The 12,653-nt window shown below is 43.8% G+C and carries 14 protein-coding genes and 1 other RNA gene; 6 read left to right on the forward strand and 9 right to left on the reverse strand.

The features are described 5' to 3' along the window. Positions 1-54: 54 nt before the first annotated feature. Positions 55-312, reverse strand: a complete 258-nt coding sequence (locus ACVFI8_RS04275; protein ID WP_457873097.1) for a DUF1289 domain-containing protein — start codon at positions 310-312, stop codon at positions 55-57. Between the two features lie 208 nt (positions 313-520). Next, positions 521-1,153 (reverse strand): nucleotide exchange factor GrpE, encoded by a 633-nt coding sequence (gene grpE, locus ACVFI8_RS04280; RefSeq protein ID WP_457873098.1) that lies wholly within the window; start codon positions 1,151-1,153, stop codon positions 521-523. Between the two features lie 153 nt (positions 1,154-1,306). Between grpE and nadK the strand changes: the two genes are divergently transcribed. Both nadK and ACVFI8_RS04290 read left to right on the forward strand, forming a co-directional pair. Beyond that, positions 1,307-2,188, forward strand: a complete 882-nt coding sequence (gene nadK / locus ACVFI8_RS04285) for an NAD(+) kinase (protein ID WP_457873099.1) — start codon at positions 1,307-1,309, stop codon at positions 2,186-2,188. 41 nt (positions 2,189-2,229) lie between these two features. Continuing rightward, on the forward strand, positions 2,230-2,934 hold the full coding sequence (locus tag ACVFI8_RS04290) for a flagellar brake domain-containing protein (protein ID WP_248714682.1): 705 nt from the start codon (positions 2,230-2,232) through the stop codon (positions 2,932-2,934). A gap of 55 nt (positions 2,935-2,989) precedes the next feature. Here the strand turns inward: ACVFI8_RS04290 and ACVFI8_RS04295 are convergent, their stop codons facing one another. From ACVFI8_RS04295 to ACVFI8_RS04315, 5 genes are all read right to left on the reverse strand, one after another. Next, entirely contained in the window at positions 2,990-4,201 is a 1,212-nt protein-coding gene (locus ACVFI8_RS04295; protein ID WP_457873100.1) for a multidrug effflux MFS transporter, read from the reverse strand. A gap of 158 nt (positions 4,202-4,359) precedes the next feature. Then, the gene (locus ACVFI8_RS04300; protein WP_248714680.1) at positions 4,360-5,217 is read right to left on the reverse strand and encodes an ABC transporter permease; all 858 of its coding nucleotides are present in this window, start codon (positions 5,215-5,217) and stop codon (positions 4,360-4,362) included. Between the two features lie 8 nt (positions 5,218-5,225). Further along, positions 5,226-6,083 carry an ABC transporter permease gene (locus ACVFI8_RS04305; protein ID WP_248714679.1) on the reverse strand — a complete coding sequence of 286 codons (858 nt, stop codon included), beginning with the start codon at positions 6,081-6,083 and terminating at the stop codon, positions 5,226-5,228. Further along, on the reverse strand, positions 6,073-7,185 hold the full coding sequence (locus ACVFI8_RS04310) for an ABC transporter ATP-binding protein (RefSeq protein WP_248714678.1): 1,113 nt from the start codon (positions 7,183-7,185) through the stop codon (positions 6,073-6,075). Before ACVFI8_RS04310 ends, ACVFI8_RS04305 begins: the two co-directional genes overlap by 11 nt. A gap of 48 nt (positions 7,186-7,233) precedes the next feature. Continuing rightward, entirely contained in the window at positions 7,234-8,304 is a 1,071-nt protein-coding gene (locus tag ACVFI8_RS04315; RefSeq protein ID WP_248714677.1) for an extracellular solute-binding protein, read from the reverse strand. A gap of 221 nt (positions 8,305-8,525) precedes the next feature. On the opposite strand from ACVFI8_RS04315, the gene recN reads away from it, so the two are divergent. Then, complete coding sequence (recN, locus tag ACVFI8_RS04320) at positions 8,526-10,193, forward strand: DNA repair protein RecN (RefSeq protein ID WP_457873101.1); 1,668 nt, start codon at positions 8,526-8,528, stop codon at positions 10,191-10,193. 77 nt (positions 10,194-10,270) lie between these two features. Next, positions 10,271-10,630, forward strand: a complete 360-nt coding sequence (locus ACVFI8_RS04325; RefSeq protein WP_248714675.1) for an outer membrane protein assembly factor BamE — start codon at positions 10,271-10,273, stop codon at positions 10,628-10,630. 51 nt (positions 10,631-10,681) lie between these two features. Here ACVFI8_RS04325 and ACVFI8_RS04330 read toward each other — a convergent pair whose 3' ends face one another. Both ACVFI8_RS04330 and ACVFI8_RS04335 read right to left on the reverse strand, forming a co-directional pair. Then, positions 10,682-11,029 (reverse strand): RnfH family protein, encoded by a 348-nt coding sequence (locus ACVFI8_RS04330; protein ID WP_248714674.1) that lies wholly within the window; start codon positions 11,027-11,029, stop codon positions 10,682-10,684. Continuing rightward, positions 11,029-11,457, reverse strand: a complete 429-nt coding sequence (locus ACVFI8_RS04335) for an SRPBCC family protein (protein WP_248715598.1) — start codon at positions 11,455-11,457, stop codon at positions 11,029-11,031. The genes ACVFI8_RS04330 and ACVFI8_RS04335 overlap by 1 nt, the downstream gene beginning before the upstream one ends. Before the next feature lie 100 nt (positions 11,458-11,557). Here ACVFI8_RS04335 and smpB point away from each other — a divergent pair, with 100 nt between their 5' ends. Both smpB and ssrA read left to right on the forward strand, forming a co-directional pair. After that, on the forward strand, positions 11,558-12,043 hold the full coding sequence (gene smpB / locus ACVFI8_RS04340; RefSeq protein WP_248714673.1) for an SsrA-binding protein SmpB: 486 nt from the start codon (positions 11,558-11,560) through the stop codon (positions 12,041-12,043). 91 nt (positions 12,044-12,134) lie between these two features. Further along, positions 12,135-12,501: a transfer-messenger RNA gene (ssrA, locus tag ACVFI8_RS04345) on the forward strand. The last annotated feature ends 152 nt before the right edge of the window (positions 12,502-12,653 follow it).

Below are 12,653 nucleotides of genomic sequence, written 5' to 3' on the forward strand. Positions count from 1 at the left end.
GATGCGCTCGGCGACTGCTAGCATTACCCTGCGAAACACTGATCTGACCAGCAGCTAGTCATCGAACGGGAGTTCAGCTTGAGGAGCGTCTTGTGATGTTTTGTCTGCCAATAGTTGGCGCTGCTTACGAATAAAGTACAGCTTACGTTGCTTGCTTAAACGCAACACATTTTGCTGCTCTGCAGGGCTCAGCCTCTGCCAAGAGAAACGTTCTTCTCTACTACGAAAACACCCCATGCAAAGCCCACGGCTGTTGGATTGACAGATACCACGACAGGGATTGGGAATATCAAAAATTTCGAGCTGTTCCATGAATTACTACAACTCCCCTCCAGCCAATACGAACAATACTTATTCAGACTATAACAATGGCATAGGCAATGCTTAGAGGTCAAAATTTTAAACAAAAGTATGTCAATTCCTCACCATTTAGCTGAACACTTAAGTTTACTCCCCTAATAATGTTCAAAAAAAGGCACAAAAAAAGGGCCTACAGGCCCTTAACATCGTAATGGCTTGATTAAGCGCTGGTATCTACTGAAGCAGCTTTTGAGATCATTACCATTGCAGGTCGTAATAAACGGCCATTCAGTTCATAGCCTTTTTGCAGAACGGCTACCACTGTATTTGGTGCCACACCTTCTACCTCTTGCATGCCCATTGCTTGATGTTTAGCGGGATCAAAAGCTTGATCTTGCGGCGATACGACCTCAATACCAAACTTCTTAACTGCATCGATAAGGGTTTTAAGGGTAAGCTCTACCCCTTCAATCATCGATGACAAGGCCTCATCCTCACGGTTGGCATGTAATAAAGCCATTTCCATATTGTCGATGACAGGTAACAGCTCATTGGCAAATTTTTCTAAGGCAAACTTACGGGCTTTTTCAACTTCTTGTGCAGAACGACGACGAATATTGTCAACTTCAGCTTTAGCGCGAATTACCCCATCTTTTTGCTCAGTAACCGTTTGTTCAGCAGTCGCCAAACGCTCTAGTAACTCAGCAACGCTGATCTCTTCACCCACAGATTCAGCGTCTGCCTCTGCTTCCATTTCAGCTTCTAGCTCAGCTTCAATCGCATCAACTTGCTGTTCTACTTCGTTTTCTACTACAACTTCTTCTGATTGCGCTTTATTTTGCTCGCTGCTCATGCAGGGTCTCCGTAATTCTTCACAAATAACTCTAATCTGTTGCATATTATGGGGATCAAATAGATGCTTTCAAGTGATAGACGCGATAAAACTAGCTGAGTTCTTAATGGACACGCTATAATCAGCGATAACACAAAGTGAAATCAATAAGTTATGACTAAAGCTTTCAATACCATTGGGTTAATCGGAAAACCACATCATGAGGGTGCAAACAACACCCTTACCGCGCTATACCATTGGCTTACTCAACAGTCTTATACGGTGTTAGTAGAAGAGCTAACCGGCCAACAACTAGACATTGACGGGCTTAACTTAGTCAGTATTACTGACTTAGGGCAGCAAGCCGAGTTAGCCATTGTAGTGGGCGGCGATGGTAATATGCTGGGAGCCGCGCGTGTTTTATCCGGTTACGATATTGCCGTTATTGGAGTCAACCGTGGAAACTTAGGCTTCCTTACCGATTTAGATCCAGATGATTTTGAACACCCCTTGCAACAAGTGCTACAAGGAAAATTTGTCACTGAAAATCGCTTTCTATTAGAAGCAAGAGTGATGCGTCATAATACGCTCAAAAGCTGCAATAGCGCCGTCAATGAAGTGGTACTTCACCTCGATAAAGTCGCCACCATGTTGGAGTTTGAAGTATATATTGATGATCACTTTATGCTTAGCCAACGTGCCGACGGCTTGATTATCACTACCCCTACTGGCTCTACTGCTTATTCACTTTCAGCTGGAGGCCCTATTCTCACCCCTAATTTAGATGCGATAGCGTTAGTGCCCATGTTCCCGCATACTTTAAGCTCTCGGCCGATTGTGGTTGATAGCCAAAGTGAAGTGAAACTTAAGCTATCTTACGACAACAGCGAACATATGAATGTGAGCTGCGATAGCCACGTTTCACTCCCGGTACTACCGGGAGACGAAGTAATTATAAGAAGACAAGCAAATCACTTGCGCCTGGTTCACCCCGAGAACTATGATTACTTTAAAATATTACGAACCAAACTTGGCTGGGGCAGCAGACTGTTTTAATCTAAGCCTTACAATTATCATCGCATCAGGGAAGTGAATCATTGAGCACAACTACCTCTCCACTGGTTAAACAGCGTCAACTAGTTGTTGAAATTATGCGCCAACTTTCTTTTGGCGATATTCTCGATGTGCAATTTGTTAAAGCAGGTGATGTGCGTATCAAATGCCGGTTAATCGGCGTTGATGACGGTAATTTTCTAATTTTTGCGGTTCCCAAAACTGCCCAACAAAGCCACGGTGATGTATTAGTTGAAGGGATGGCTTGTATTATTCGCTCAATAATTGAAGGTGAAGCCGGTCAATGTATCGCCTTTCGCAGCATCATCACAGACATAATTAAGTCGCCCAAACACCTTCTATTTGTAAAATACCCCTCTGAAATCGAACGTTTTAGTCTGCGAAAACAGCAACGGGTTAGCATTCGAGTTCCGGCGACCATGACTCACCGATCGTCAGTGAGCGATCACCAAATTGAAGATAGCCTCAGTTTCGATGGGATCATCTTAGATTTATCTGCTGGAGGCTGTCGCTTTAAACTCGCTTGGCCTGCGAGTAACGGCAAGCTGCTGTTAGAAGATGTATTTATCTATATTCGCTTTCCGGGTCACCCCGACAAAGATGCGGTCGTCGAGGGAAAAGTGAAAAGCCAAAGCCGTGAAGGAATCGACCACCTATCTGTAGGTATTCGTTTTGAAGGAGAAACGGAACTAGAAGAAGTCTTTAAACACCTCGCTCTAGACGTTTAACCCCATCATTAGCTACCATCTTAAGTGCAACTATTGTCGATATAACATCGCAAGTTCATGCTTTGTTTTGTTGCCAGGGAACTCGGTCAAATAAAGTAATTACCACTAAGCTAAATAACGCCACAAATAAGAAACCAAACACCACCGGATAGCAAGTATCGTTAAAACTTAGACCGATTAAACTACCAATTGGAATGGCCACCAACGTTGATATAAAGGCAACAAAAGCTGAGCCCATGCCCGCAATAGCACCAAGCGGTTCCATCGCTATAGAATTTAAATTACCGAACAAGATACCAATACAGAAAAAAGCAGGCACCAAATAGGCCATTAAAACCAGCAACGGCGGTACACCAGCATTAGCCAACAATATGATACAAAATAGACCCGTTAGTAGCAGTAAGCCCCATAAAGCGTAATTAATCATCTTACGCATGCCTAACTTTAGCACTAAGCGACCATTGACCAGTGAAGCTACGCCCACCGCACAAGCAGCAACAGCAAATAACAAAGCAAAATTGTCGCCTTGGTCGTATAAGTGTATAAATATTAAAGGGGCACTGTTTAAGTAACCGATAAAACCACCAAAAACCACACCGGATACCAAGGTATAAACCAACGCGGTGCGCTCAGCCAAGAGGAATTTCAAACCTTCAACAAAGCTTTTTACTGTAAGTGGTCGGCGTTTGTCTTCCACTAAGGTTTCCTCTTGGTACAAAAAGAACCAAAAACCAGTGGATACCGCCATGATTAACAACATACCAAAGATCCAGCGCCAATGGGCAACACTCAGAATTAACTGACCCACAGCAGGGGCTAAAATCGGCACGACAATAAATACTGAAAACACCACCGACATAATACGCGCCATTTCGGCGCCTTTTAATTTGTCTCGCACCAACGCCATGGTGATAATTCGCGGTGCAGCCGCCCCCATACCTTGCAAAACGCGCCCAACGATTAGCCAGTTAAAAGACTCTGATAAGATACAAATGATGCTACCGCTGATAAATAGCAAGTAACCTACATAAATTGGCGGCTTACGGCCAACTGCATCTGACCAAGGGCCATAAAATAATTGCCCTATCGACAAGCCAATAAATAAAGAAGTGATGGTCCATTGAGCCTGAGTGGCTTGCGGTAAATTGAAGTCGTTTGCAATGGCTACCAGTGCAGGCAACATCGCATCTACAGATAATGCCACCAGAGACATCATTGCCGCTAACAAAACAATAAACGCTTTAGCGTTGCTATTTCCAGTGCTCACCTGTTACTCCTAACTCCCTACAGAAAACAGGTCGTTATATCACGAGAAAAGTTGAATAGCGATAAGTAATGAAGTTGGCTACAGTAAGGCTACAAATAATCTAAAAGTCACAATAAAACAGCAGCTATAACCAAATAGCTGCTGTTTTATCGAATTTACTAAGTGTTGTTTTTTTGCTCATTATCAAACAGCATGGATATCAGAGCGATGAGTGCAGAGCCAAGCATTAACAATAGTGATACCGCATTTAGCACCGGCGTGGAGCCTTCGCGTAAACGGTCATACATGGCAATAGTTAAAGGGGCGTCAGAGCCAACTAACATCAAGGTGGTATTGAAGTTCTCAAAAGACATAAGAAAACTCACCACTCCGGCGCCAAGTAAGGCAGGGGTAAGAAACGGCAACACTACGGTAATAAAAGCAACCCAAGAACTTGCTCCCAAATTTAACGCGGCTTCTTCTAAACTAAAGTCAAATTTACGTAAACGAGCTAATATAACTAAAGTTGAAATAGTAGTGATAAACGCCACTTGGCCAATCACCACTAGGCTAAAACCGGGTCGTAACCATTCCCATTCCCAAGCAAAGGTATTCTCAATACTATTTGCCAAACTACTACTGGCCACCAAAATGGCAACCCCAAGGATAACGCCAGGAATGACCAGCGGTAGCAATAAGCCAATGTATAGCCAGTTTTTCCCAGGAAAATCGAAGCGAACAAACAACCAGGCATTTGCAGTAGCCAACACAATAGACACGAGGGTTACCAAGCAAGCAATTGAAGCGCTCACCCCAATACTAGAAAGCAAGCCGTCATCATATAAAATCCCTAATTTAGGTTCGGTTTGGCCGATAAACCAATCTAAGGTAAAACCTTGCCAAGGCAGGGCTGGATACAAACTATCATTGAAAGCAAAGATTGCCACAATGGTTAAAGGTAAGGCCAAAAAAACTAAAAAACCGACCATGTAAAATTGGTAAAGCGATTTAGCCGGACCGCGTAGTTGATGTAACATAAATCCCCCTATCGACCCAATGTTCGGCTAAACGACTGACCACTAAGCTTCAAGCCTAGGGCCACAACAAACGAGGATACCAGTAACAAGATCACACCAAAAGCGGCCCCTAACTCCCAATTAAAGCGGGTGATAAACTGGGTGAAAATTTGCTCGGTAAACCACAGGCTGTCTTTCCCACCTAATAACCTTGGGGTGAGGTAATTACCTAAACACAGCATAAACACCATAATACAACCAGACACTATGCCAGGCATCGCGTAAGGAACAATAATGGAACGAGTAACATCCCAACCGTTTCCGCCTAGGTCATAACCGGCCTCAATCAAGCTTTTATCTAGACCTTCTAAGGTACTCACCAGCGGCACCACCATAAATAACATCGAGGTATAAACCAAACCGATTAACATACTTACATCGTTATACAGAAACTCGATAGGTTGCTCGGTTAACCCCAAGGCCATAAGCCCTTTGCTTATCACTCCAGACTCTCGCAGCAGAATCATCCAGCCGTAAGTACGCACTAACTCACTGACCCAAAATGGCAATAAACAAGTCAGTAATAACAAGCGTTTTGATTTGCCCTTAGCCACTTTGGCAATGAAAAATGCCACTGGAAAACTCACTAACAAAGTGATGAAGGTAGCTAATAAGGACATCCACACGGTACGCATTAGAGTGCGCCAGTACAGTGGTTCACCAAAAAACTGTTGATATTGGTAGCCACCCACGCTATCGCCTGCTGCGTAATCTCGTTTAATCAAAGATAACTCAAGCATTTGCATGTGTGGCAACACAATCAGCAATACAAACCACAATAAAAATGGCAGCAATAACAAGTAAAAACCTAGGCCTTTAGCTTTCACTGCTCGCTCCTTTTACAATGCACATTGCTTGCTCGGCATTCCAATAGATGCGCAGTAAACTGCCCACGCTGATGTTATGCAGCGCCAAATTTGCGCCTGGGGCAACTTGATAGACCTCATTATGATGGGTATCTCGAACCATTAAAGTAGAACTCGCGCCATCAAATAAACACTCTTCAACAACAACATCAAACTGGTTATCAGCTTGAATATCTTGCCCTGCCTTAGCAATACCGATAACTTCAGGTCGAACAAAAATGTTGACCGTAGTTTTGGCAATTTGCGGTACTTTAGTTTCCACGATCAAGTGGCGTCCACGCGCGGTTTTTAATAAAGCCTTCGCTTGGCGCTGTTCACATACCACCGCTGATAACTGATTAGTTTGTCCCACAAATTTGGCCACAAAGGCGGTATCGGGTTGAAAGTAGAGCTGCTGTGGGCTGGCAACCTGTTCAAAACGGCCATTATTCATCACTGCGACTTTATCAGACATCACCAAAGCTTCTGATTGGTCGTGAGTAATATAAATAAAGGTGGTACCAAACTCTCGTTGCAGGTGTTTTAGCTCAACCTTCATTTTTTCTCTAAGCTTTAAGTCTAAGGCGCCCAAAGGCTCGTCAAGCAATAGCAAGCTTGGCTCTAATACCAAACTACGCGCGATAGCGATTCGTTGCTTTTGGCCGCCTGATAGCTGTGAAATCTGTTTATCTTGGCTTCCGTCTAAGCCAACTCGGCTAAGTACATCACTGATTTTAATTTGCCGTTCAGCAGCCTTAACCCCCCGACGCTTTAAGCCGTAAGCGATATTCTCGGCCACGTTCATATTGGGAAAGAGTGCTAAATGCTGAAACACCATATTCACTGGGCGTTTATTAGGCGCTAATTCGTTGACCCGTTGTTGATGAATTCTAATCTCACCCTTACTGGGCGATTCGAAGCCCGCTAGCATTCTCAACAACGTTGTTTTGCCACAACCGGATGGCCCTAAAATAGAAAAAAACGATCCCGCTTCTACATTAAAATTTAAGCCATCAACCGCAGTGAAGTCAGAAAATTGCTTGGTGAGACTTTCACATTCCAGATCAAATTTAACATTTGCCACTATAAAAACTCACTTTGAAATTTAAAGGGGCCGGTTGGCCCCATACACTTATTTTGCCGCTTGAACGCGATCTAATACCTTACCTTCCATGGCTTCTAAGCCCGCAGGTACAGCCGGATACCACTTGATGTTGTCGATATCATCACTAGAAAAGCTGGCGTTAAATTGGGCCTTAGCCACTTCGTTAACGTAAGCATCCGATCCTTTTGAAGCAGTGAAATTACCTGCAGACTCGGTGATTTTTGCCGCTATTTCAGGGCGCATAACAAAGTTGATCCACTGGTAAGCCGCATCAACCGCCTTTGATTTTCTTGGGATAGCAAAAGTGTCAATCCACCCAAGAGCCCCAGATTTAGGTGCAACAAATTGAATATTCTGTTGGTCACGGTTGAGCTTCCAACCACCAGCATCCCAAGCCATGGCCGCAACCACCTCATTTGAGCGCATTAAGTTCATTAACTCATCACCGCCAGACCAGTAAGCTTTAACGATAGGTTTACATTCGACCAATTTTTGTTCTACTTGATTCAATATTTGCTGGTATTTTGCAGGGTCAGAATAAGCAGCAAATGGGTCTTCTCCCAACGCGAAAGCAAAACCAATCAGAGTTGGACGCTTCAAACGATAAGACACTTTGCCTTTATATTTGTCTTGGCATAAGTCGGTATAATCAGCGACATCTTTGGCCATTTCACCGTTCACCACTAAGCCACTGGTTCCCCAAACGTGAGGGACGCCAAATACTTGGTCGCCTACTGCGGTGTTTTTCTTAGTGGCGTCCAACATAGAGGTAATCATTTGTTGCTGTTCAATACGGGTTAGATCAATAGCCTGATAAATGCCGAATTGCTGTTGAACACCAGTAATGCGGTCTTGGCTAGGCTGGGCTAAATCAAAACCAGAGCCGCCTGTTGCACGTAACTTAGAGATCATGTCTTCATTGTTTGATTTGGTCACCTTCACTTCGATGCCCGTCTCTTTTTCAAACAGCTCTATCACTTCTTGTGGGGCGTAACCACCCCAAGTGAGTAGACGTAAGGTTTCTGCACTGGCTTGTGCGCTAACAATTGCACCCATGCTAAGCGCTAAAGCACTCAGTGTTAAACGTTTATTCAACATAATATTCTTCCATGTATTTATAGGGTTAAGTAGTAAACCAAGTTGCTTGGTTTGAATACATCGCTCGAATGATAAACATGCACTACTTTTATGACACAAATGTGAAGGTACAAGCAACCGAAAAATAGGATAAAAAACAATCAGTTTTGAATTTTAGCTTGCAAGCTCAAAAATAGAACTATATATTTATACAGCAACTGTATGAATAAACAGGTATGGAAATGCTCACTCAATTAAGCGTACAAAATTTTGCGATTGTTCGATTTCTTGAACTCGACTTACATCAAGGTATGACCACCATTACTGGCGAAACCGGTGCCGGTAAGTCGATTGCGATTGACGCACTAGGCTTGTGTTTAGGTAATCGCGCCGAAGCATCAATGGTTAGGCAAGATGCCGACAAAGCTGAAATCAGCGCTCAATTTGATATAAGTACCAATCAGCGAGCCCAATTGTGGTTACAACAAAATGAGCTGCTGAGTGACGACGAATGCATTTTGCGTCGAGTAGTCACTAAAGAAGGCCGCTCTAAAGCTTATATTAATGGCACCGCTGTACCTTTGGCACAACTTAAGAGCTTAGGCCAATACCTGATCAGCATTCACGGCCAGCATGCACATCAACTGCTGCTAAAACCTAGCCAGCAGCTTTCTATCGTCGACCAATATGCCGCTCATCCGCAGTTAATAGGCGAAGTAAAACAAGCCTACCAAATGTGGAAGGGCCTGTGTAACGAGCAAGAGTTAGCAGAACAACAGCAGAAAGAACTCGCCGCTCAGCGACAACTACTTGAATACCAAGTGAAAGAGTTAGACGAATTTGCCCTTCAAGAAGGCGAATACCAAAGCATTGAGCGGCAACACCAATGTTTATCACATAGTACCGAGTTGCAACAAACCAGCTACCAGCTTACTCTGTTGCTGGGCCATGACGAACAAGTCAATGTGCTTGATATGCTGGCTCAGGCCTGTAAAACCACCAGTCAGCTACTGGAGTTAGATCCCAAATTAGACGCCATCAATAACCTACTGCACGAAGCCCAAATACAAGTTGAAGAGGCCACATCACAACTTAGCCATTACAGTGAAGAGCTAGACGATGACCCTGAGTTATTTGCCGAGTTAGAACAACGCCTCAGCCTCGCCCTAGAACTAGCCAGGAAGCATCAAACCACCCCTGAGTTATTACCTGAGCTGCATCAAAACTTACACACCCAGCTCAATCACATGAGCCAACAAAGCGAACGTTTTGAGCACCTTGCCGAAGAAATTGAAAAAACATGGCAACACTATCTTGGCAAGGCGAATAAACTATCTAAAAGTCGCGAACGTGCTGCTAATAGTCTCAGTAAATTGATCACTAAAGAAATACATAAACTCAGTATGGCCAAAGCACAATGTGAGTTTTCAGTTCACAGTGATGCCGAGCAGTTTATCAATGCTAATGGTATTAACCGCGTTGAACTACTAGTAAGAACCAACCCAGGTCAGCCGATGCAGGCCATCGAAAAAGTCGCCTCAGGCGGTGAGCTATCCCGTATTGGCTTAGCCATTCAGGTTATCTGCTCGGCCAGCATTTTAACCCCTACCCTCATTTTTGATGAAGTTGATGTCGGTATTAGTGGCCCAACAGCTGCTGTAGTAGGCAGCATGCTTCGCCAGTTGGGTAAGCAATGTCAGGTACTATGTGTCACTCACCTTCCGCAAGTTGCCGGACATGGACACCAACAAATGTTAGTGAGCAAGCAGCAAAAGAAAAATGAAACCATCACTAATATGCAAACATTGTCAGCAAAACAACGCTTAGAAGAATTAGCGCGTTTACTTGCCGGGGACGAAATTACCCCTTCAGCCCTCGCAAACGCGCAAGAATTATTAATCAGCGACTAATTTCTTCGCGATCGATGCTTCTTTTTCTGGCGGGGCTTAGTTATGATGCCTTCCTTAACAAGGAGCTTCGATTAACCATGCGTTTTACAGCAAAGATTTTTATCCTACTAGCCAGTTTAAGTCTAAGTGCCTGTTCAGCCTTTGACTGGATGGTATACAAGATTGATATTCCCCAAGGCAATTACATCGATGATGCAAAGGTAGAACAGCTTCGAATCAACATGAGTAAAGAGCAAGTGCGATTTGTGCTGGGTACGCCAATGTTAATTGATGCTTTTGAACAAGAGCGCTGGTATTACTTATATAGTTACCAAAACGGTAATGGCCCGCTAGAAAAGCGTAACTTAGTGGTTCAATTTGTAAACGACCACTTAGCCTTAATTGAGGGTGACTATGAAGTTAGCGAAGACTTTATGGTGCCATTAGATGCCGGATAGTTCTCACTAATAGCAAAAAGCCAGATAATCATTATCTGGCTTTTTTGTTTGTTAACTGTCGGTAGTTTTTGCCTTAGGCCTACCACCGGTGGTTTTATCGGCCCTACCGGCAGCTTTAGCCCGCTCGGCACGAATTTTTCTTAGCTCTTTAGGATCAGCAATTAGTGGCCGATAAATTTCTATTCGGTCACCATCGTGCAACATTTGGCTTAATTTAGCCGCTCGACTAAATATGCCTACCGATGCAGATTCAGGGTCTATTTCTGAAAAATGGTCCACAATACCCGAAAGCTTAATAGCGGTTAATACATCACAACCCTGCTCTACCTTGCAAGCCAACAGTACTTGGCGCTCAGGCAAGCCATACACAACTTCAATATTTATTTGCTCACTCACCACTAATACACCTGTTTTGCTCTATCTACGAACGCTTGCACCATATTACCCGCTAACTCCTGAAAAACCCGACCAAAAGCGGCTGCAATCAACTTATTACTGAATTCAAAGTTCAAATCTAGCATCACCTTACAGGCTTGCTCGTCTAACGCGATGAAATGCCAGACACCCGTTAAAGACTTAAATGGCCCATTGACCAAGTTCATCTGAATTGATTGGTCTTCGGTTAAGGTGTTTTCAGTGACGAAACTATTTTTTATCCCAGCCTTGGCTACGCCCACTTGCGCCAACATACTCGACGGACTCTCTTCGAGTATTTCACTGCTCACGCACCCCGGTAAAAACTGTGGGTACGCATCAACATCATTGACTAACTGGTACATTTGTTTGGCACTAAACATCACCAAAGCACTACGGTTTACTTGCGGCATAACCCACTCTTTCTTCAAATCTGGCAACATTTTAGCATTAGCTTGGCTAATCCGCACAATATCAGTTTTAAAGCCACGCTGCATGCGTATAATAGCCGCCATGAGCAAGAAAAAATCAAAATCAAAAGTAGGTTCTAATACCATCGCGCTAAATAAAAAGGCGCGCCATGATTACCGTATCGAAGACAAATTTGAAGCGGGTATGGAACTACAAGGCTGGGAAGTTAAATCCATGCGAACCGGAAAGGTTAACATCGCGGAGAGTTACGTTTACGTACGCGATGGTGAAGCTTTCATTTCAGGTTTAAACATTCAACCACTGTTATCGGCATCTACCCATGTAGTGGCCGACCCAACACGTATTCGTAAACTGCTGCTTAATCGGCGCGAGCTAGATAAGTTGATCGGCGCTGTAGAACGTCAAGGTTACACCATTGTGGCTACCGCCCTATACTGGAAAGGCTCTTGGGCTAAACTAGAAGTAGGCTTAGCCAAAGGTAAAAAAGATCAAGACAAACGCGAAGATGAAAAAGACCGCGAATGGCAGCGTACTAAAGACAGAGTAATGAAACACAGCTTTAGGTAACTAGCGGCCTAAACTGGACAAATAAACAGCATTCAAATTTTAGTGTCTATCTGTTTGCATAGCGCTTGTGTTAGAATAGCTGAGTAATTCCGGGGCTGAATTGGATTCGACAGGATCAGGAAGGCTTGTGGAGCATGTCGTGGGGCGGTTTGCCACGTAAAAAGCCGCAAAAAAATAGTCGCAAACGACGAAAACTACGCACTAGCAGCTTAATAACCCGCTAGAGCACTTCTACCCTAGCTTCCGCTTGTAAGACGGGGAATCATAGAAGTTCAAACCCAAACAAGATAGCGAGGGATGCTTTGACTAGAGAGCTGAACCGCGAAATAGAATTCTGGTATGTTAGTAAGTGGCGTGTTTGTTCGCAGCTTGCTAACGAGATTAAAGACAAACTAAGCATGTAGCGCCATTGGTTAGAATGGTTTTGGACGCGGGTTCGAAACCCGCCAGCTCCACCAACACCAAAAAAACGGTAACTCATTGAGTTACCGTTTTTTTATATCTAAGCCGCTGAGTTAGACGTATAAAAGCACTTTTATACACGTTTTTCCGCTAGTCTTTATAAGTACAGCTTCTATCAACCACTATCCAAGCAATCTTTAACCAACTG

The sequence above is a fragment of the Agarivorans sp. MS3-6 genome (genome assembly GCF_054112545.1).